The sequence below is a fragment of the Demequina gelatinilytica genome (assembly GCF_000971115.1).
In the GTDB taxonomy this organism is placed as follows: Bacteria; Actinomycetota; Actinomycetes; order Actinomycetales; family Demequinaceae; genus Demequina; species Demequina gelatinilytica.
Genome location: NZ_BBLV01000005.1, coordinates 55,680 through 74,447 on the forward strand (window position 1 = coordinate 55,680; position 18,768 = coordinate 74,447).

21 protein-coding genes are annotated in these 18,768 nt (G+C 69.6%); 10 read left to right on the forward strand and 11 right to left on the reverse strand.

Features of this window, described 5'->3' with window-relative positions; translation table 11 throughout:
- The first annotated feature begins 1 nt into the window (after window position 1).
- Window positions 2–1,108 carry a peptidase C39 family protein gene (locus AOM00_RS05290; RefSeq protein ID WP_062516794.1) on the forward strand — a complete coding sequence of 369 codons (1,107 nt, stop codon included), beginning with the start codon at window positions 2–4 and terminating at the stop codon, window positions 1,106–1,108.
- Window positions 1,109–1,130: 22 nt separating this feature from the next.
- Here the strand turns inward: AOM00_RS05290 and AOM00_RS05295 are convergent, their stop codons facing one another.
- From AOM00_RS05295 to AOM00_RS05305, 3 genes are all read right to left on the reverse strand, one after another.
- On the reverse strand, window positions 1,131–1,364 hold the full coding sequence (locus AOM00_RS05295; protein WP_062516795.1) for a hypothetical protein: 234 nt from the start codon (window positions 1,362–1,364) through the stop codon (window positions 1,131–1,133).
- 105 nt (window positions 1,365–1,469) lie between these two features.
- Window positions 1,470–1,811, reverse strand: a complete 342-nt coding sequence (locus tag AOM00_RS05300) for a hypothetical protein (RefSeq protein ID WP_062516796.1) — start codon at window positions 1,809–1,811, stop codon at window positions 1,470–1,472.
- A 129-nt stretch (window positions 1,812–1,940) separates the two neighbouring features.
- On the reverse strand, window positions 1,941–2,186 hold the full coding sequence (locus AOM00_RS05305) for a hypothetical protein (RefSeq protein ID WP_062516797.1): 246 nt from the start codon (window positions 2,184–2,186) through the stop codon (window positions 1,941–1,943).
- 100 nt (window positions 2,187–2,286) lie between these two features.
- On the opposite strand from AOM00_RS05305, the gene AOM00_RS05310 reads away from it, so the two are divergent.
- From AOM00_RS05310 to arr, 3 genes are read left to right on the forward strand one after another with little or no spacing between them, the layout of a single operon-like run.
- Window positions 2,287–4,299, forward strand: a complete 2,013-nt coding sequence (locus AOM00_RS05310) for an ATP-dependent helicase (RefSeq protein WP_062516798.1) — start codon at window positions 2,287–2,289, stop codon at window positions 4,297–4,299.
- Between the two features lie 44 nt (window positions 4,300–4,343).
- Window positions 4,344–4,778: a hypothetical protein gene (locus AOM00_RS05315; protein WP_156159044.1), complete on the forward strand. Its 435-nt coding sequence runs from the start codon at window positions 4,344–4,346 to the stop codon at window positions 4,776–4,778.
- Between the two features lie 13 nt (window positions 4,779–4,791).
- Entirely contained in the window at window positions 4,792–5,229 is a 438-nt protein-coding gene (arr, locus tag AOM00_RS05320; RefSeq protein WP_062516799.1) for an NAD(+)--rifampin ADP-ribosyltransferase, read from the forward strand.
- Here arr and AOM00_RS05325 read toward each other — a convergent pair.
- Window positions 5,226–6,107 carry a DUF429 domain-containing protein gene (locus AOM00_RS05325; RefSeq protein ID WP_062516800.1) on the reverse strand — a complete coding sequence of 294 codons (882 nt, stop codon included), beginning with the start codon at window positions 6,105–6,107 and terminating at the stop codon, window positions 5,226–5,228. The genes arr and AOM00_RS05325 overlap by 4 nt on opposite strands.
- 142 nt (window positions 6,108–6,249) lie before the next feature.
- Here AOM00_RS05325 and AOM00_RS05330 point away from each other — a divergent pair, with 142 nt between their 5' ends.
- From AOM00_RS05330 to AOM00_RS05340, 3 genes are all read left to right on the forward strand, one after another.
- Window positions 6,250–7,476, forward strand: coding sequence for a mechanosensitive ion channel family protein (locus AOM00_RS05330; protein ID WP_062516801.1), 1,227 nt, complete (start codon window positions 6,250–6,252; stop codon window positions 7,474–7,476).
- Window positions 7,477–7,558: 82 nt separating this feature from the next.
- Window positions 7,559–9,037 (forward strand): sulfatase family protein, encoded by a 1,479-nt coding sequence (locus AOM00_RS05335; RefSeq protein ID WP_062516802.1) that lies wholly within the window; start codon window positions 7,559–7,561, stop codon window positions 9,035–9,037.
- Window positions 9,024–10,280 carry an anaerobic sulfatase maturase gene (locus AOM00_RS05340; protein WP_228373417.1) on the forward strand — a complete coding sequence of 419 codons (1,257 nt, stop codon included), beginning with the start codon at window positions 9,024–9,026 and terminating at the stop codon, window positions 10,278–10,280. Before AOM00_RS05335 ends, AOM00_RS05340 begins: the two co-directional genes overlap by 14 nt.
- Before the next feature lie 49 nt (window positions 10,281–10,329).
- Here the strand turns inward: AOM00_RS05340 and AOM00_RS05345 are convergent, their stop codons facing one another.
- The 3 genes from AOM00_RS05345 to AOM00_RS05355 form a co-directional block, all read right to left on the reverse strand.
- Window positions 10,330–11,307: a zinc-binding dehydrogenase gene (locus tag AOM00_RS05345; protein ID WP_062516803.1), complete on the reverse strand. Its 978-nt coding sequence runs from the start codon at window positions 11,305–11,307 to the stop codon at window positions 10,330–10,332.
- A gap of 139 nt (window positions 11,308–11,446) precedes the next feature.
- Window positions 11,447–11,710 carry a hypothetical protein gene (locus AOM00_RS05350; protein ID WP_062516804.1) on the reverse strand — a complete coding sequence of 88 codons (264 nt, stop codon included), beginning with the start codon at window positions 11,708–11,710 and terminating at the stop codon, window positions 11,447–11,449.
- A gap of 51 nt (window positions 11,711–11,761) precedes the next feature.
- Entirely contained in the window at window positions 11,762–12,145 is a 384-nt protein-coding gene (locus AOM00_RS05355; RefSeq protein ID WP_062516805.1) for a hypothetical protein, read from the reverse strand.
- Between the two features lie 137 nt (window positions 12,146–12,282).
- On the opposite strand from AOM00_RS05355, the gene AOM00_RS05360 reads away from it, so the two are divergent.
- Entirely contained in the window at window positions 12,283–12,786 is a 504-nt protein-coding gene (locus AOM00_RS05360) for an HNH endonuclease (RefSeq protein WP_156159045.1), read from the forward strand.
- 5 nt (window positions 12,787–12,791) lie between these two features.
- On the opposite strand, the gene AOM00_RS05365 is transcribed toward AOM00_RS05360, so the two are convergent.
- Genes AOM00_RS05365 through AOM00_RS05375 form a run of 3 tightly spaced genes read right to left on the reverse strand, consistent with a single transcriptional unit; the run spans window position 12,792 to window position 15,989 of the window.
- Window positions 12,792–13,484, reverse strand: coding sequence for a DUF429 domain-containing protein (locus tag AOM00_RS05365; RefSeq protein WP_062516807.1), 693 nt, complete (start codon window positions 13,482–13,484; stop codon window positions 12,792–12,794).
- 8 nt (window positions 13,485–13,492) lie between these two features.
- Window positions 13,493–15,283 carry a GmrSD restriction endonuclease domain-containing protein gene (locus AOM00_RS05370; protein ID WP_062516808.1) on the reverse strand — a complete coding sequence of 597 codons (1,791 nt, stop codon included), beginning with the start codon at window positions 15,281–15,283 and terminating at the stop codon, window positions 13,493–13,495.
- 31 nt (window positions 15,284–15,314) lie between these two features.
- Window positions 15,315–15,989, reverse strand: a complete 675-nt coding sequence (locus AOM00_RS05375) for an RNA polymerase sigma factor (protein ID WP_228373423.1) — start codon at window positions 15,987–15,989, stop codon at window positions 15,315–15,317.
- 193 nt (window positions 15,990–16,182) lie between these two features.
- Between AOM00_RS05375 and AOM00_RS05385 the strand changes: the two genes are divergently transcribed.
- Both AOM00_RS05385 and AOM00_RS05390 read left to right on the forward strand, forming a co-directional pair.
- Window positions 16,183–16,752 (forward strand): protein-tyrosine phosphatase family protein, encoded by a 570-nt coding sequence (locus tag AOM00_RS05385; RefSeq protein ID WP_062516811.1) that lies wholly within the window; start codon window positions 16,183–16,185, stop codon window positions 16,750–16,752.
- Window positions 16,753–16,782: 30 nt separating this feature from the next.
- The gene (locus AOM00_RS05390; protein ID WP_062516812.1) at window positions 16,783–18,096 is read left to right on the forward strand and encodes a vWA domain-containing protein; all 1,314 of its coding nucleotides are present in this window, start codon (window positions 16,783–16,785) and stop codon (window positions 18,094–18,096) included.
- Window positions 18,097–18,162: 66 nt separating this feature from the next.
- Here the strand turns inward: AOM00_RS05390 and AOM00_RS05395 are convergent, their stop codons facing one another.
- Window positions 18,163–18,762: a TY-Chap2 family putative peptide chaperone gene (locus tag AOM00_RS05395; RefSeq protein WP_062516813.1), complete on the reverse strand. Its 600-nt coding sequence runs from the start codon at window positions 18,760–18,762 to the stop codon at window positions 18,163–18,165.
- Between the last annotated feature and the right edge of the window lie 6 nt (window positions 18,763–18,768).

An 18,768-nucleotide genomic window follows, 5' to 3' on the forward strand; every position in this document is an offset into this window, starting at 1 on the left:
CGTGTCGGGATTCGGGACGCCCGCGGCGGGGAGCACGCCTGCCGCCTTCGACCAGTGGGGGACCGCGCTCGCCTCCGCGCTCGGCCCCGAGCGTGCGGCGTGGTGGACCATGCCGCGCTCGCCGTACCGTCCGGTCCTGTCCGTGCGTCGAGGCGAGGGCGGCGGTCCGATCGCCGCGCTCCTCACGAGCGGGCGGCCCGCGACGGCGGCGGTCAAGGTGGTCGACCTGTGGTGGGAGGACTCGGACGCGGGTGCGGCGGCCGCCGCGGACCTGCTCGACGGGCTGCTCGCGGAGAGGGCCGCGGCCGGCGATGCGGCCGTCAAGTGGGAGGTCGCCCCGGGGGCCGCGCTCCCTGATCTCGCGGTGGCGCGAGGGTTCGCGCCCCTGCGGTCGCCGTGGGGCGCGAAGGGCACCGAGCGCTTCGCGGGATACGTGCGCTGGCTGGTCGAGGTGCCGCATGCGGAGCTCGGCTACTACGCGCAGACCACGCTGTACACGTGCGGCGCCGTCGCGGGCCTCATGGCGGTCGAGGCGGCGGGGCTGTCCGGCTTCGCTGGCCCCGCGGCGGAGGATCGCGATCGCGAGATCGGGTTCTGGCGCGAGGCGACCAACCACCCCGCGTGCGAGCCGGTCGGGCTCGCGGTGCGGCTGCGCGAGGAGGTCGCCGTCCCCGTGGGTGGCGACGCCCCGGTGCTTGTCGCGCTCGACCGCGAGGCGCCGGTGCTGCTCGAGGACTACGAGGGCTTCGAGCACGACTACCGCGCGGAGCTGCAGGAGCACTCCGCGCGGCGGGCCGCGCTGCTCGGGGTACCCATCGCCCGGGAGCGCATGTCGATGGCGGAGCTCGAGGCGCGGCTGAACGACGGGTGGGTCGCGCTGCTGCTGGTGGACGAGGAGCCGATGCACGGCGTCACCGGCGCGCACTGGATCGTGGCCCACGCGGCGCGCGAGGGGATGTTCGTGCTCGAGGACCCGTGGGTCGAGGAGGCGGCGGGGGAGTCCTGGGTCGACACCCACGACATGCCGGTGGCGGCGGCGGACCTCGACCGGATGGTGCGGTGGGGGCCCGAGGGCTACCGCGGCATCGTGCTCCTGCGCCGGGCCTGACTCGTCGAGGGCCGCGCCGCGGCTAGCGCCAGAACGAGCCGGTCCGCTGCCACTGCGCCGCGTGGTGCGCGCACAGCAGGTGGGGGGACTGGAGCGACGTGTCGGTGCGGTCGTGCAGCACCCACAGCGCGTCGGTGCGCACCGGGTGCGAGTCGGGACCGCATGCGCTGCAATGAGCCGTCGCACGGACGATGTCGGCGAGCGCCAGCACGTCGGCATAGTTGTCGAGGCTGAGGTGCGCGATCGTGTCGGTCATACGAGCCCCCCGGTTCGTCGATTCGTCCCTTTCCCTTCGAAGGTAACCACCGAAGCGGCGTGGCATCAGGGGCGTTGGTCCCACCATCGGTGCGGGGCACCGGCGCTACTCGCAGTTCTGGCATGCGCCGGTGAGCGGCATCTGCATGAAGCACGTGGGACAGATCTGCTGCTCTGGTGCCTCGACGGCCCGGCGACCGGCGCGCTTGGCCGGCTTCGCGTCTGCTCCCAGGCTCGCGAGGTGGTCCTCGCAGTAGAGCCTGCTCGAGCCCTTGGCGCTGCCCACCTGCCGGTACTTGATGAGGGTCAGGCGCGCGGGTGGGAGCGGATCGGACTGCTGGCCGCACGCCGTGCAGTGCGCGTGTGCGCGCACGGCGCCTGCGCGTGCCAGGAGCTCCGCGTAGTTGTGCGGGGTATCGAAGTCGATGAGGTCGCGGACGTCGGTCATGGACGCTCCACAGGTCGTGCCGCCGAGCCGAGGGGGTGCTCGACCTCAGGGTAGGTCGCGGTGCCTCTGGCACGCGAGGGCAGCGGAGGGTCGCGGCGTGGCGCGCTCCGGTGAGCTCGGTTCCGGCGCTCAGGAGGCGAGCGCCACGTGGCCGTGGCCGGCCCAGTCCGCGGCGTGGCGGACGCACAGGAGGGACACGCCGCTGAACTCGTCGCTGTGAGCATCGTGGCCGAGCCAGAGGGCCTCGGGCCGCAGCGGAGCGCTGTCGGGCCCGCAGGCCGAGCACACCGCGGTGTCACGGACGATGCCGGCGAGGGCAAGCAGGTCCGCGTAGTTGTCGAGGCTCGGGCGGGGTCGGGGGGCGGTCTCTATCACGGGGTGTCACAACCCAAGCCGGGTTCCGGCTATTCCCATGCCTTGGCAAAGCGAGGGCGCATCGTCCTCGGTGTCGGTGCGCGCTCCTAGACTCGTGCCCATGGCTGAGGCGGGTGTCGACGGGGTGCTGGGGCATCTCAACCCCGCGCAGCGTGAGGCTGTGCTGACCGGCGCGAGCCACAACCTCATCCTCGCGGGTGCGGGGACGGGCAAGACCACCACGATCGTCGCGCGCGTCCGGCATCTGCTGAGGCAGGGCGTGCCGCCCGAGCGGATCCTTGCGATCACGTTCACGCGGCGCGCCGCCGCGGAGATCCGCTCGCGCGTCCAGGGGGACCTGGCCGGCGCATCGTCCTCCGTGGCCGCCATGACCTTCCACGGCTGGGCCATGCGCGAGGTGCGCGGGGCGCCCGACGTGTTCGGCTACGAGGGCTGGAGCGTGCTCGACGCGGAGGACCAGCTGCAGGTGATGCGCGGCGTGCTCGGCCGAGGCAAGCGGGTCGAGGGTCTCAAGGCCGCGCAGATCGTGGACCTGCTGTCCTTCGCGCACAACACGCGGCGCACCCTCGCCGCGGCCATCCAGGCCAAGCTGCCGGACCTCGACGTCGACCCGAAGGCCATCGGCGCCGCGGTGCGCGCGTACGAGCAGCGCAAGACCGAGCGCAAGTACCTCACGTACGACGATATCCTGCGGGTGTTCGCCGCGAGGCTCGCGGACGATGCGGTGGCGGCCTGGGTGGGCTCGCACTACGACGAGATCCTCATCGACGAGATGCAGGACACGAACCCGCTCCAGTGGCAGATCATCGACCCGCTGGTGCCGCACACGCGGTTCTACTGCGTGGGCGACGACGCCCAGTCGATCTACGGCTTCCGCGGGGCGGACTTCGCGTCCATCCACTCCTTCTCGGACCGCGTGCCGGGTGCGCGCGTGCTCAAGCTCGAGGACAACTACCGGTCCACGCAGGAGATCCTGGACCTGTCGAACTGGCTGCTCGCGGAGTCCCCGCTCGGGTATGACAAGAAGCTGCGTGCCGTCCGGGGCAAGGGTGCCAAGCCGGAGCTGCACTCGTTCGAGACTCCGCAGGACGAGGCCGGCTTCATCGCCGCGGAGATGATGCGCGCGCATCGGGACGAGTTGCCGTGGGCCACCCACCTGGTGCTGGTGCGCACCAACTGGTCCGGGCGCGCGATCGAGGCGCGGCTGGTGGAGAACGACATCCCCTACGTGTTCTTCGGGGGAGTGAAGCTGCTCGAGAGCGCGCACGTGCGCGACGTGCTGTCGGCGCTGCGCGTGGTCGCCAACCCCGACGACGAGGTCGCGTGGATGCGCCTGCTGACCCTGGTGCCCCGCGTGGGCGACGTCACCGCAGCGCGGGCCTTCGACTCGTTCCTCACGGCGCGCGGCGACGGCGCGTCGGCGCGCGAGGCGCGAGGGCTCGCGCTCGCGGGCATGCCTGCTTGGCTGAAGGCGGGCCTCGACGCGATCGAGCAGGCGGCCGCGCGTGTCGACGATGCGGTGGGCAGGGCCGCGGCGATGCTGCAGCCGGTGCTCGCTCACAAGTACCGCAACGAGAACTGGGACGCGCGGGCGCGGGACCTGGTGCACGTCGAGCGGCTCGCGGCGTCGCGCGCGAGCATCCTCGAGTTCCTCGAGGAGTACATCCTGTCGCCCGTGTTCACCTCGGAGCTCGAGCCTGAGTCGCAGCAGGACCACGTCATCGTCTCCACCGTGCATTCGGCGAAGGGTCTCGAGCGCGACTGGGCGTTCTGCGCGGGCATCTCGGCGGGCTCGTACCCCTCGGCACGGTCGCTCGGCGACGTCGACGAGCTCGAGGAGGAGCGGCGCGTGCTCTACGTCGCGCTCACGCGCGCTCGCGACCGGCTGGTGATGACGCGCACCGCCGCCCACACACCCGTGCGCGCGTGGGTGGGGTCCGGGGGAGCGGCCGCGGGCTTCGTCGAGGACGCCTACTTCTTCAACACGCTGCCCGAGCGGCTGGTCGAGGAGGTGCCTCACGTGGTCGCGCGTCCCGCGCGGCCGGCTCCGCCGCCGGGGCTCTCCGCGCCTGCCGAGGTGGACCTCTCGATCGATCTGGGAGACCTGGACTAGGGGGTTCGGTCGGCGGTCCCGGCTCGCACGTGCGATTCTGGAGTGTGAACGAAGCCCCCCTGATCCCCCTCGAAGCCGCCATGGAGCAGTTCAAGCTCTCCGAGGAGGCCCGGCCGCTGGTCCGGCAGATCGCTCTCCGCGCAGGCGTGGTCGGCTGCGAGGTCAAGTCCAGCTACATCAAGGCGTTCCGCGAGGACGGCCTCCACCCGCTGCACGTGGGCAAGCGCTCCACCGAGTGGTTCGGATCCAAGGTCGAGGCCGTCGCCGCGTCCGACCTGCCTGATCGCGTGCGTGACAAGACCCACGGCAACGGCATGGTCAACTGGGCCGTCGACCACCCGATCACGCGTACCGGCGCCGCGCGCGCCGCCGCGAAGAAGCCCGCCGCCCAGGCCGCCGGGCCCCAGGAGAAGTCCTACGGGGTGTGCGAGGTGTGCTGGCAGGCGCGGACGCCTTCCGGGTCCTGCGGGTGCGACTGAGCGTGGCGCGCACGTGAGCGGCTCCCAGCCGCCGGTGCCCTTCGAGGTCTTCGGTGATGGCACGGCGTACCTGCACGGGACCAAGGCGGCGCTGTCGATCGGCGACGTGCTCGAGCCGGGGCGTGAGTCCAACTTCCGTCCAGGTGCACCGCTGCGGCACGTCTATGTGACCCAGACCCTCGACGCGGCGACCTGGGGTGCGGAGCTGGCGGCCGGCGATGGACCCGGCCGGATCTACCTGGTCGAGCCGCTCGGTGAGATCGAGGACGACCCGAACGTGACCGACAAGCGGTTCCCCGGCAATCCCACGCGGTCGTTCCGGACGCTCGAGCCCGTGCGGGTGGTGGGCGAGCTGGACGACTGGATCGGGCACCCGCCCGAGCAGGTCCAGGCGATGCGCGACGGGATCGCGGGCCTGGAGGCGCGCGGAGAGAACGTCATCGAGGACTAGGGGCGACGAGCGAGTCCCTCTTCGATCAGCTGTCGCGCCTGCTCGCCTACGGAGACGCCGTTGGAGGCCGCAAGAGCGGTCAGCGCCGCAGTCGCCTCTGTGCTCAAGCCCGCTACTGCGAGTGGTGCCACCGTCGTCCGGGCCTTGCCGACGCCTTGGCGCTTGAGATCTGCCGGGTGAGAGGGCGGCGGTGGCGCGACGATGTACCCGTCCGCGAGAGAACCGTAGACGTGCAGGGACGCGCGCTTGTGGTGCCACAACCAGGCAACGTGCGCGCAGACGACGGCGTCGATCTCGTCCTCGATGCGGTCGAGATCGCCGGGGCGGGGTGAGCCGATGGTCGCTCGCAGCTCAGCCCAGCGAGGAGCGTGAGCGAGGTCGAGCACGTCGACGGACTCGAGCAAGGTGGCGAGCTGGTCGAACCCTGTGCGCCGGTCAGGGCCCTTCTTGTAGAGGATGCGCTGAGGCAGCTCGAAGATCCCCACCAGGGCCGCATGCGGGTAGACCTCGATGCACCGCGGGGTGGATCGCTCAGCAGTCGGATCGATATCCCACCCGAAACGCGTGGCGAGCCGTGCTGCGCGCGGTGGATCGAACTGTGGCTTGCTGCGGTTCGAGGTGTGGGCGGACGCGCCGTAGCGCCCGTACGCCCGACCGATGAGGTTCTCTGGTCGCCGTTGGCCCGAGGCGTTGGGAACGATGAGCGGGGCGTCGACTGCGATGACCTCGGCGCGTGGCGCATACGCAGCGAGCCATGCGGCGATCTCGTCGTCTGATCGTGCGACACCCGAGGCCGTCAACCGTCCGGCGTCGCCGACGGCAGCGAGCCCGGTGCGGGCGCGCTCTCCCCACGCAAGGTCGATCCCGACGAACTCCATTGTCGCCACCTGTTCCGACTCGGTTCCGGCCCATCGTGCCAGACCCTGCGCGCGGCGTCAGGCGGTCGGCCCGCAGCGGGTCATCCGAATGAAACACGGCTCCCGTACGTTCGGAGGGGCAACGTCCACCCCAGGAGGAGAGATGCTCGAGGACTGGTTCGGGTTCGGTGTCGCGGTCGCGATCAGCGTGGGAAGCGCGCTGCTGGTCGCGCTCGCGGTCGAGGTGATCATGAGGCTCGTCGCGCGGCGCTACCCGTGGGCGCGCGAGCTGCAGACCAAGACGCGCAACCCGTTCTGGGCGCTCGTGCTGGTGCTCGGCCTGTGGGTCGGGGTCCATGCGTCGCTGCGCGGCACCGACTGGATGCCGATCATCACGCGCTTCTTCACCATCGGCGCGATCGCGCTGCTCGCGTGGCTGCTCATCGCGTTCGTGCGGTTCCTCTCGGATCTCGCGCTCTCGTACAACTCGATCGACGTGCCGGACAACCGGCTGGCGCGGCGGCTGCGAACCCAGACGCTCATCGTCAAGCGCCTCGCGATCGCCCTCATCGTGGTGATCTCCATCGGTGCGGCGCTGTTCACGTTCGACTCCGTGCGCGCGATCGGGGCGTCGGTGCTCGCCTCGGCCGGTATCGCGTCCATCGTCGCCGGTCTCGCGGCGCAGTCGGTGCTGGGCAACATGTTCGCCGGCATCCAGCTGGTGTTCTCCGATGCGCTGCGCGTGGACGATGTCATCGTCGCCCAGGGCGAGTGGGGTCGCGTGGGCGAGATCACGCTCAGCTACGTGGTGCTCGACCTCTGGGACGACCGTCGCCTGGTGCTGCCGTGCACCTACTTCACCACCACGCCGTACGAGAACTGGACACGACAGGGCTCCGAGCTGCTCGGGTCGGTGGAGTTCGACCTCGACTGGCGTGTTTCCCCGCAGAGGATGCGTGAGCACCTCGAGCAGGTCCTCACCGAGACGCCGCTGTACGACGGCCGCGCGAACGTGCTCCAGGTGACCGAGGCGACCGCCGGCTACGTCCGCGCCCGCATCCTCGTGACGGCCAAGGACGCGCCCACGCTCTACGACCTCCGGTGCTTCGTGCGCGAGGCCATGGTGCTGTGGATCCAGTCCGCGATGCCGGATGCGGCTCCCGCGCAGCGCGTGCTCGTCTCGGAGCAGGCGGCGACGCCGAGCACGCCCAAGCGGCGGACCACCAAGGTCGAGCACGCGGGAGACGCGGGGCTGTTCACCGGCTCCGCGGAGGCGGAGGAGCGCGCGAGCCACTTCACGTCGGCGATCCCGCGGGTGCGCGGCGAGGAGGACGATGCGGTGGTCGCGGAAGGCGCCGAGGTCGCCGAGGAGGAGGCCGCCCGGTCGTAGCCGCGCGGCGCTTTGACTCGCCACCGAAGGCCGGACACACTGTGCCGGAACGGCGCGCTACGGAAGCGGGAGGTGGGCGACGATGTCGACGCATCCCGATGGACCGCGCGATCGCGGTCTCCGCGCCGGTCTGCTGTGGGGGCTGCCGGCGGCGGTGGTGGTCGGCGGCGTGGTCTACCTGCAGGCATCTGGCGACGATGCGATGCCGGACGCCTCCGCGACGCCGGCCAGCCGTTCCGAGCATGAGGACGCGAAGGACGCCTACCTCGCGGAGGTGACGGCCGCATCGTCCACCGGGGACGCCCCGAACGTGCTGCTGGTGTACTACGACGACCTCGGATACGGGGACGTCGGCTTCATGGGCGACACCCCCATCGCGACGCCGCACATGGACGCGCTCGCGGAGGACGGCGTGGTCCTCACGAGCTTCCATGCACCGTCCGCTGTGTGCACGCCGTCGCGTGCCGCGCTGCTCACCGGTCGCCTGGCGCCACGCGCGGGCGTGCCCGACGTGCTGTTCCCCAGCGAGAGCCCGTACGCGGACCTCAACACCTCTGCTGGCCTGGGCCAGGACGAGGTCACGATGTCCGAGATCCTCCAGGCGGCCGGCTACGACACCGCGATGATCGGCAAGTGGCACCTGGGGGACACCGAGGGCTCGCTGCCGAACGACTTCGGCTTCGCGAGCTTCCTCGGCTCGCTGTACTCGAACGACATGAGCCCGTTCGCCCTGTACCGCGACGGCGACGTGGTCGAGGAGGAGGTCGACCAGGCGGGTCTCGACGGCCTGTACACCGACGAGGCCGTGGCCTTCATCGACGAGGCGGCCGCCACGGACGAGCCGTTCTTCCTCTACTTCGCGCACAACTTCCCGCATGAGCCGCTCCACGCCGCCGCCGAGAACGAGGGCCGCTCCGATGCCGGCACCTACGGCGACGTGGTCGAGGGGCTCGACGACGGCATCGGCGAGATGGTGGCCGAGCTCGAGGCGACAGGCCAGCTCGACAACACGATCCTCATCATCACGAGCGACAACGGTCCCTGGTACCAGGGCTCTACGGGCGGCGTCCGCGGGCGCAAGGGCGAGGTGTACGAGGGCGGGATGCGCGTGCCGTTCCTGGTGCACTGGCCTGAAGGTGTGGAGGGCGGGCGGACGCTCGACGCGATGGCGATGGGCACCGACATCCTCCCGACGCTGCTGGAGTGGATCGGGATCGAGGCGCCGTCGGACCGGGTGCTCGACGGGAGCTCGATGGCGGGACTGCTCGCCGGCACCTCGGAGCAGGTGGGGGAGTTCTACTACTTCTACGCGGGCGAGCAGCTGCTCGCGGTCAGCGACGGGCGCTACAAGTACTACCGGGAGCAGCCCTATGTCGACGTGTCGTCGGGGACCGCGGACGTATCGGTGACCGAGCAGGGGCCGTGGCTGTTCGACCTCTCGGTCGATCCCGACGAGTCCTACGACGTGCTCGCGAGGTACCCGGAGGTCGGTGCCGCGCTCGCGGCCGAGCTCGAGCGGCGCGACGCGGAGATGGCGGAGAACCCTCGTGGCTGGAGCTGACCGCGGTCCCGTGGTGGTGACGGCCCCCGCCGTCGATCCGGGCGGACGCCGGCGGCTGCCGTTCTCGGTGCTCGCCAAGCCGGCCGGCGCATCGTGCAACCTCGACTGCACGTACTGCTTCTTCCTGTCGAAGGAGCGGCTCTACGACGACGACCAGCTCATGTCCGAGGCGGGGCTCGAGGCGTACCTGGTCAATCTGCTTGCCTCGCAGCCCGACGGGGACGTCGAGATCGCGTGGCAGGGCGGCGAGCCGACGATGCGGGGGCTTCCGTTCTTCGAGCGGGCCGTCGCATTGGCCGAGCAGCTGCGCAGGCCCGGGCAACGCGTCCGGCACTCCCTGCAGACCAACGGGACGTTGCTTGACGATGCGTGGGGCGCCTTCCTGACGCAGCACCGGTTCCTGGTGGGGCTCAGCATGGACGGTCCGGCGCACCTGCATGACGCGTACCGGGTCAACAAGGCGGGGCGTGCGACGCATGCGCAGGTGCTGCGGGGGCTCGCGGTGCTCAAGCGGTGGGGCGTCGACTTCAACATCCTGTGCACGGTGCATGCTGCCAATCAGGCGCACGGGCTCGAGGTGTACCGGTACTTCCGGGACGAGCTCGGGGCACGGCACCTGCAGTTCATCCCGATCGTGGAGCGGGTGCCTGCCTCGTTGCTGGACATGGCCGAGGCGGGGTGGAAGGACGACGCGGGGGAGCGGGTGCTGTACCGCCAGGCGGGGTCATCGGTCACGTCTCGGAGCGTGGACCCGGGGGCGTGGGGCGAGTTCCTGGTCGCGGTGTTCGACGAGTGGGTCGCGCGGGACGTCGGGAGCGTCTTCGTGCAGCACTTCGACGTGATGCTGGGCAACGCGCTGGGGCAGTACTCGCTATGCGTGCACGCGCCCGAGTGCGGGTCCGCGTTGGCGGTGGAGCACAACGGGGACGTGTACTCGTGCGACCACTATGTGGAGCCGGGGTACAAGCTCGGCAACGTGGGGGAGACGTCGCTGCAGACGATGCTCCGATCACCTGCGCAGCGGGCGTTCGGAGCGGCGAAGCGGACGTCGCTGCCGCGGCAGTGCGTCGAGTGCCCGGTGCGGTGGGCGTGCCACGGAGGGTGCCCGAAGGATCGGTTCGGGGTCTCTGTTGATGGGGAGCCGGGGCTCAACCATCTGTGCGCGGGGTACGACGCGTTCTTCTCGCATGCGGAGCCGGAGATCCGGCGGATGGCCGAGGTCGTCCGGCCGACCCTCCCCTGACGACGATGCGGCGCCCGGGCGCGAACCCGGCCGCCGCATCGTGCGCGTGTCAGGGCTTGAGCAGGATCTTGCCGGCGCGGCCGGGGGTGAAGTGGGCCTTCACGGCGGCGGCGATGTCGTCGAAGGCGAAGGTCGCCTCGACCGGGAGGGTGATGGTGCCGTCGGACAGGCGCGCGAACAGCTCGCGCATGAGGCGGGCGCGGTCCTCGGCGGGCATGGCGGCGCTGACCTTCGAGCCCCAGAAGCCGCGGATGGTGGCCTGCTTGAAGATGACGTCGCCTGAGCCGATCTCCATGGTCGGCGACGCCATCGCGCCGAACACCACGAGCGTGCCGTTCTCGGCGATCTGCGACATCACGTCGCCGGCGGCCTGACCGCCGACGGACTCGACGCCGACCTTGAGCGGCGCGCCGCCGGTGATCTCGAGGACGCGCTCCTGCCAGCCGTCGGTGTCGGTGGCGACGATGCGGTCGATCCCTTGCGCCTCGAGCTCGGCGATGCCGTCGGTGCGGCGGACGAGGCCGACGACGTTGATGCCGCGCGCCTTCGCGAGCTGCGCGACCAGGCGGCCGACGGCGCCGTTGGCCGCGTTCTGGATCATCCAGTCGCCCTCGGCGAGCTCGAGCGAGTCGAGCAGGCTGATGGCGGAGAAGGGCATGGCGACCAGTTGCGCGGCGACCTCGTCGGGGATGCCGTCGGGCACGGGGATGAGCGCGGCGGCCTTGGCGACGAACTGCTCGGCCCACACTCCGAAGGTGCCGCCGGTGGCGACGCGCGTGCCGGGCTGGAGGTGCTCGACGCCCTCGCCGACGGCCTCGACGATGCCGACGGCCTCGGTTCCGGCGCGCGCGGGCAGCTCGGGCTTGAAGCCGTAGGTGCCGGCGACGGTCCAGAGGTCGTGGTTGTGGATGGGGGAGAGGGTGAGGCGGACGCGTGCTTCGCCGGGGCCGGGCTCGGGGGTCTGCGCCTCGTCGACCGCGAGGACCTCGGCCGGGTTGCCGAACGTGTGGTGGATGAGTGCCTTCATGAGGGGCCTTCCTTGTGGGAGGTGGGCGCGGGGCTCTCTCGATTGTGCGGGAGCAGCGCGCGGGGTGCCGGGGCACGTCAACACGGATACCGGGGCGGGCATTCCGGCAGCGGGTGTCGCCGGACCACGGGACGCGCGCTCACGAGCCCTGTGCGGTGGTCGTGATCAAGAAGACTTGTCGGTGCGTGGTGCGTGGTGCACGTGCAGCCCTCGCTGCGTCGGCCCGTAGCTTGAACTCCACCTCGGCGATGTCGCGCAACGCCTCGACACCTTTGCGGATGCGCGAGGCGTTGATCGCGATCGCGAAGAAGGCCACGATGACGGATATCCCGAATCCCAAGATCAGAGCGATCACCACCAACCCGACGGCGCCCGCAGCCGCGAGCGTCTCGGTCCATTTCATCGTGGTGGCTATTCTTGGATCGATGAGTGGGAAGGGTTCGCAGGTTGGCCGCTAGTCGCAGGTGCCGCACACGCCCGAAGCGGGCAGCTCGGTGAAGCATCGCGCACAGGGAGGACGCTGTTCGTCGGCAGGGTGCTTCTTGGCGCCGCCGCCGGACGCGGCCCCGAGACGATTGGTGGGCAGCTCGACCTTCTTGTAGAGGCCACCGCCCACCGGGATGTCGATGCAGCCGAAGTTCACGTACGCGACCACGCCGCCGCCGTCCGCCTCGAGCGCGATATACGGGCGGGTCTTCGCCGGGATGTAGATCCGTGCGAAGTCGAGCGACGCGACGGTCTCCCGTACGAGCGCGTGGTTCTCAAGCGGGATCGCGTACGCGCGGAGCGCGTCCTCGAAGGTGGCGTAGTACTCGCGGGTGCCCGTGGTTTCGGTCATGGCGTGCACCCTACGGATGGGGTGGGACAGCGCCGCGCGACACGAGCCGACCGTGACGGTTCTGTGTCACCCAGACGCTAATCTCCTGACCGAGACGCGGCCCGTCGGCGAGCGAGGGTCGCAGTTGAGGGGGCGATGTGGCGGCCGCGGTGGATCCAGCAGGCATTCTGGTCAGTTCGATGTGGGCGGCCTTCGAGCCAATCCTGCCTTGGGTGATGCCCATGGTGGTGCTCGCCGCAGTCGTCTCTTTCCCGATGCTCGGGCGTGGGCCGTCGACATCCCGCCGCGATCCTTGGCGTGGGTTCAAGTACGGCGCGCGAGCCGCTGTGCTCGAGCGGGCCGACGGCCGATGCGAGGGCTCGTTGTTCTTCGCGTGGGGTAGGTGCTTCGCAGCCGCCGTCGAGGTCGACCACGTGTTCCCGCACTCGAAGGGCGGTCCGACCGTGGTGAGCAACGGCCAGGCACTGTGCAAGGACCACAATCGGCGCAAGCGGGACATGACGCCGCCGTGGTGGTACGTGCTCGCGCTGGAGAAGCGTCGCCGAGGCTACTTCCCCGCGGACCAGGACGTGCGCGTCTATGCCGTCATGACGGACAAAGATGTCGCGGCGAGAGCGCGCCGAAGCAGGCGGTCGCGGTAGCGCGCTCAGAACCAGATCGCGGAGTCGATGCCGTCGCTGAAGCGCTCGGCGATGAACCTCGGCGGGAGGCGGATCGCGTCGCCAGTCGCTACCCGACGTGCGGTCCACGCCATCGCCGCGGCGTCCAGTACATCGTCCCTGGCTGCGCCGGGAAGGTGCCGTTCGATTCCAACCGGGACCTCGATGCCTCGCGCGGAGAGCAGCCACTGCCGTAGCGCTGCACCGCTCACCGTCTTCTTCGCGTACTCGAGCCCCTCGCCGGCCATCGCCCGGAAGCTCACCTCGGGATGGCCCTCGAGGAGCGGGATCGTCGCGCGGGCGACGTGGGCGTCCACGTCGAGGATGCGGTCTGCGATCGCGTAGGCCTGCGCCGACAATCTCTTGCCGCTCGCGGCCAGCGATGCGGCGCGCGCAGCCTCGTAGGTCGGCGCGACAAGCGCGGCACGCACAGGGACCGGAAACACGCTGGAGCCGCGAGGTTGGATGAACTTCCGAGCGAGCTGGTCGGCACGCCGAGGTCCGGAATCGGGGATGCCGATCGGGATGTCGACAACCATGGTGGTCGCGCCGAACTCCGCGATCCCGCGACGCTCGGCCTCGGTGATGTCGGGCGCGACGAACGCGTCCAACCAGCCCGCATCGTCGATGACGACGACCACCCAGCCCTTCTTGCAGGCATCGATGCCGAGGTACGACACCGGGTCTCCTAGAGGGACCGGTAGTAGTCGCGCATCGTCGCGGACATGCGGATCCGTCGTTCCTCGAGGAAGTCCTGGTACTCCGTGGCTGTCGCGGTCCAGATCGATTCGGGAATGGCTGACTCGCGAAGCGTACGATCGACCGCGTCACGGGACACGATCTCGCCGATGCGGCGCTCGCCGGTCGAGACCTGGTCTGCGATGACGCTCATGTAGTCGGCGGGCGCCTTGTCGCTGATGGCGATGTTGATCGCGGTCTCGGCGAGAACGTAGTTCGCAACCTGGTTCTTGTCGCTGCGATCGCGGATCCCCGACTTCTCCAGGTATGCCTTCGGGAAGATGTGGTGAATATCGCCCTGGCCATCGAGCATCTGGCTGACGGTGATGTTCTGCGAGAGGAAGCCACGGGCCTGGGTGAACACCTGGGAGGCGAGGAACGTGCGGAAGTAGGGGCTTCTTGTGCTGCTCGTGTCGAGCGCTTGGGGGAGTCCGACGTTCCAGAAGGCGTCCGAGAGCTCGCTGTCCTCAACGGTTGCCAGGTAGTCCCCGGCGCCAAGCTCGCGGACGCGCCTGATGTCCTGCTCGAACTGGGTGTCAACGCTGCCCGAGGCCCGCCCTGTCAGCATCGACATGACGAACCAGCGGCGCACGATGCGTTGGACCTCGCCGAACGGGAGGTCCTTGTCGCGGCGAAGGCGCAAGAAGAGCGCGTATGCGAAGTTGAGCGCGTTCCGCGAGGTGATGAGCGACGATGTGTCGAATCCAGACGACTGGATGACCATCAGGAACTGCGTGAAGTTGTACTGGTTCGTGAAGTCGTCCAGCGCGCTCTCCAGCCGTTCGAACGACTTGAGCGCGAGGTCCTCGCGGAAGCTTCGCGTCTCGAAATCGCGGCCTGAGAGATAGCTCACGAGCGCATCGATGCGGCCGCGGCCAAACTCCTGCAATCCGGCGACGCGGATGACGTCGCGGTAGTCAGGGTCGTAGAGGTCCGAGGCATCGTCCTTGAGCCATGAGATGCGACGGAACTGCTCGGTGGACGCGAATTCGGGGTCGTTGTCCCGGATCATCTCGTGGAAGTGAGGGGCGACCGCGAGGTGGCAGAAGTAGTCGATGTACTTGCGGAGGTTCGCGCCATAGTCGCCATAGGCCGCGATCTTGCTCATCGCGAAGTCCGCCGAGTTCAGCACCACGCCCTTGGAGTTGATACGGATGAAGATTTCGGTGACGGTCTCGATATCGAGGCTCGCATCGAGGTTGATGATGCCCACCTGCTTGTTCTGAATCCCGGACAGCTTGGTGAGCGCGCCGATCACCGATTGCCGGTCGGCTTCAGGGTTCGCCTCGAAATAGCGCTGGGGGACCTCGAAGGCAGCGACAGGGCTCATCAGCTCGGCGATATCGAGAATCCAGGCAGGATCGTTCTTCATGACAGGCGTGAACGTCTCGAACCGCTCGGTCTGGGGGTTGAACGCGATCTGGATCCGCTTGCGCTGGTAGTCTTTGGTGACGATCTTCTGCCCGGCGAGCGCGGCCGTGAGTGCCGTCACGCGCTGCTGGCCGTCGATGAGGATCTGCTTGTTGCCGGATTGGGAGCCGTCCTTGAGCTTGACGTCGTGCGTCTGCCAGGTGATGAGGTAGCCGACCGGATAACCGTTGTAGAGCGAGTCGATGAGGTCGCGCACCTTCGTCGAGTTCCACACGAATGGACGTTGGATCTCAGGAATCGCCACCTGGCCGGTCGTCACCCAGTTGAGAATGGTGCCGACAGCCTGCTGGTGGACGGTGTACTTCTCCACGGATGGTTCCCTTCGACGTTGCCCCGCCCGATTATTGCGCGCGCGTAGGATCGCTCACTGCAGGGCGTTCCGAGAGCGCGCTCCGCAGTGCGTCGGCGAGGGCGGCCGCACGCGCGACGGAAGCCGCCGAGATCGGCTCGGGCTCGACGAGACCGACGTCTGCGCGCGCGGCAACTGGCATCAGGCCTGCCGGGGGAGCGCTGATGGCCAGCAGCTCCTTGAGCTCGTCGTCCTCGAACGGCTTGCGAATCTCCTTGCGGATCCGCGTGAGGATGACCGCGACGGAGCGGCCATCCTTGTAGCCGAACCGCTCGGCGATCTCAGCGTTCGTCACACCGTCGAGCGACGCGAGGAAGATGGTGCGCTGGCTGGCGGTGAGCGGCTCGAGCAGCTGCCGGAACAGCTCGTGCCGTCCGGCCATGGTCGAGGGGCCCACCTGCGACTCGATGAGCTCGCCGATCCATTCGACATCCTCCTCGACGGATACCCACTCCTTCTTCCTCGCCCGCTGAATGTCAATCGCTGCGAACCTCGCCATGCGCGCGACGTAGCGGTCGGGGTGATCGAGGCCCCCGACACCTTCCTCGAGCAGCCGAACGATCACGTCCTGCGCGACATCCTCGGCGCGTCGCCGGTCCAAGAGCACGCGGCTCGCCGCGCGCTCAGCAGTGGCGCGGAGGGCTACCAGGAGTTCGCTGTCGATCATGCGCACACCGTAGACCCGACCTCGGACATCGCCACCGAGGTCGTGCTCGGACGCGCCCCGCATCGTCCGCTCGACGGGGCGTGACCGCACGATTTCGGAATTGGTTGTTAACACCTAGGCGCTTTCTCCGTCATCAGGTCAGAGGGTGCCAAGGATCTGCCGGTTCTGGCCCTCCCGACCGAGGGGAAACACGATGACCGACATGTACGGACCGCGCTGGGTGTCCGCCGACCAGGAGCCCACCGAGCTCCACAGCCAGATCCTGCCCCGCCTGTTCCAGGGCGGCACCGCGGATTCGCGCTGGAACAGCGCGCCGTGGGGGAGCGGCGGCCCGGCGGGCGGCTGTGACACCGACACCGAGGCTTACGACGCCGTCGCCACTCTCTTCGCGTGGGCCCCGCCCGCCGAGTGGGGCGTCGAGGAGATCCGGTTCGGGTTCCCGGACTCCGCGATCCGCGGCGCCGAGGTCGAGCGCATCGTCCGCACCGCGCGCTGGGCGCATGAGCGCTGGACCGCCGGTGACCGCGTCCTCGTGCGCTGCCAGGCCGGGCTCAACCGCTCGGGCCTCGTCATGGCGATGGTGCTCATGCTGGACGGCTGGACCGCAGAGGAGGCCATCCGCCGCATCCGCGAGCGCCGCGCCGAGGTCGCGCTCGTCAACGACCGCTTCGTCGACTTCCTCATGAACGATGCGGCCGACGCGCTCGGCCTCGCCGCCACCACATCGTCCATGCCGTCCTCGAGCGACCCGGTCGCCGTCTGACCTACCCCACCCACACCGAAGGAGAGACCCATGCACATCAACGCCATCCTCGACGTCGACGTCGCCGCGCTGGAGACCGACGACACCGTCACCGTCATGCTCGAGCTTGAGGCGCCCGCTCCGCCCGACAGCGGTGAGCCCCGCCCCGCGCACACCGCCGTGGTGGTCCTCGACCGCTCCGGCTCGATGGCGGGCGACCGCCTCGACCATGCCAAGGAGGCGCTGCTCGCGCTGGTCGACCGGCTCGCGGACACCGACCGCTTCGGCCTCGTCACCTTCGACTCCGCCGCGCAGGTCGTGGTCCCCGCGGGCCTCGTCGGCGACCTGGGGCGGGCGCGCATCCGCCGTGACATCGCAACGGTCGAGCCGGGTGGCATGACCGACCTCAGCTCGGGCTACCTGCGTGGGCTCCAGGAGGCGCGCCGCGTCTGCACTGAGGCGGGTGCCACGATCATCCTGCTCTCCGACGGGCACGCCAACACGGGCATCACCGACCCGGTGAAGCTCGCATCGGTCGCCGGCAAGGCGTCGAAGCAGGCGATCTCGACGTCGACCATCGGCATCGGGCTCGGCTACGACGAGGCGATCCTCACCGAGATGGCGGGCGCCGGGCTCGGCAACCACGCCTTCGCCGAGCACGCCGAGGCGGCTGCGGTCGCGGTCGCGGGGGAGATCGACGGGCTGTTGTCGAAGACGGTGCAGGCGGCGAGCCTGCTTGTCGCGCCGTCGCCTGACGTGAGCGGCGTGACGGTGCTGAACGACGGGCTGCCGCAACAGGCGGTCGAGGGCGGGGTCCTGCTCGAGCTCGGCGACCTCTACGCGGGCGAGACTCGTCGGGTGACCGTTGCGTTCGACGTGCCGGGGATGCCGGCGCTCGGGCTCGCGGAAGTGGCGTCGCTGGAGTTGACCTACGTCGAGCTGGCGACGCTCGACCAGCACACCGTCACCGTGCCGGTGAACGTCAATGTTGTCCCCGCGGACGTCGCTCGCGGCCGAGTGCCCGACCCTCGCGTCGAGCAGGAGAAGCTCCTGCTGAGCGCACAGAGCGCGAAGCGGGAGGCGGAGCGGTACCTGAGCGACGGCGACACGGCGAGCGCGCTCCAGGTGTTGACCACGCGCTTCAACGTCCTCTCGTCCGCTCCGGGCGCTGAGGCGCTCGCGGACGAGGCCGGCTGGTTCGCCGAATCGATCGATGGGCTGGCGTCGCGCGGCGCGGAGAGCATGTCGCGGCGCTTGTCGTCGGACCGCCTGCGGAAGTCGCGGGGCTTCACCGGGCGTGCGCAGGGCGGCGAGGTGTCGGAGGCGCCGTCGTCGGGAGGTGCGCGCGGCTCCGGCGCCGCGTGAGGGCCGCCCGTGTCGCGCATCGTCGCTGGGGGACGATGCGCGACACGGCGTGCTCTCTGTCGTCGCCTAAGACTTCGTGATGCGGGTCATTGACGCCACCATGTCGTCGAGGCGAGCCCCCGCGTTGTACAGGGCGGTGAGATCGACCGTCTTCCCGTGCGTGTTGCGGACGATCCCATTCTTCAGGGTGGCGAGCACGTGGTCGCCTCGCATGAGGTGCCACTCCCTGGAGCCATTGCGGGTGTTGGAGTCCCAGTCGAGCCGACACTGCCATGGCGTGCCCTCATAGAGGCGAGACGTGAGCAGCCGCGCGATCATGCGCCACTGCAGCGCCTCGGGATCCGTGCGAGGAGTGTCCCGAAACGTGAGTGTCGCACGCCCGGCGATGGTCCGCACGACCTTGTCGATTCCGTTGTCCTCTACTGCCACCGCACGCCAGTCTCCGTCTGGAAACTTGGCGTGTTCGCCCTGCGGCGTTTCGAAGTAGTGGACGGACCCCGGGCGGCTGAGACCGATGCGGAAGCCGGGGCCTTCGATCTGCAGGACGTCGTAGAAGCCATCCTGGATCAGGAATTGCGAGACGAAGGCGCCGTCGATGCGCGAAGCGAGTCGTGCGGCGACCTGCCAGCACAGCGGTTCGTCGAGCCGGCGATTCCAATCAAGCACGGCTGC

What these genes read in the sequence shown, in the direction of transcription:
- AOM00_RS05295 (WP_062516795.1), bottom strand. Translation starts at nt 1,364, where the DNA reads ATGACCGACACGATCGCGCACCTCAGCCTCGACAACTATGCCGACGTG.
- AOM00_RS05300 (WP_062516796.1), bottom strand. Translation starts at nt 1,811, where the DNA reads ATGACCGACGTCCGCGACCTCATCGACTTCGATACCCCGCACAACTAC.
- AOM00_RS05310 (WP_062516798.1), top strand. Translation starts at nt 2,287, where the DNA reads ATGGCTGAGGCGGGTGTCGACGGGGTGCTGGGGCATCTCAACCCCGCG.
- AOM00_RS05325 (WP_062516800.1), bottom strand. Translation starts at nt 6,107, where the DNA reads ATGGAGTTCGTCGGGATCGACCTTGCGTGGGGAGAGCGCGCCCGCACC.
- AOM00_RS05330 (WP_062516801.1), top strand. Translation starts at nt 6,250, where the DNA reads ATGCTCGAGGACTGGTTCGGGTTCGGTGTCGCGGTCGCGATCAGCGTG.
- AOM00_RS05335 (WP_062516802.1), top strand. Translation starts at nt 7,559, where the DNA reads ATGTCGACGCATCCCGATGGACCGCGCGATCGCGGTCTCCGCGCCGGT.
- AOM00_RS05345 (WP_062516803.1), bottom strand. Translation starts at nt 11,307, where the DNA reads ATGAAGGCACTCATCCACCACACGTTCGGCAACCCGGCCGAGGTCCTC.
- AOM00_RS05350 (WP_062516804.1), bottom strand. Translation starts at nt 11,710, where the DNA reads ATGAAATGGACCGAGACGCTCGCGGCTGCGGGCGCCGTCGGGTTGGTG.
- AOM00_RS05355 (WP_062516805.1), bottom strand. Translation starts at nt 12,145, where the DNA reads ATGACCGAAACCACGGGCACCCGCGAGTACTACGCCACCTTCGAGGAC.
- AOM00_RS05375 (WP_228373423.1), bottom strand. Translation starts at nt 15,989, where the DNA reads ATGATCGACAGCGAACTCCTGGTAGCCCTCCGCGCCACTGCTGAGCGC.
- AOM00_RS05385 (WP_062516811.1), top strand. Translation starts at nt 16,183, where the DNA reads ATGACCGACATGTACGGACCGCGCTGGGTGTCCGCCGACCAGGAGCCC.
- AOM00_RS05390 (WP_062516812.1), top strand. Translation starts at nt 16,783, where the DNA reads ATGCACATCAACGCCATCCTCGACGTCGACGTCGCCGCGCTGGAGACC.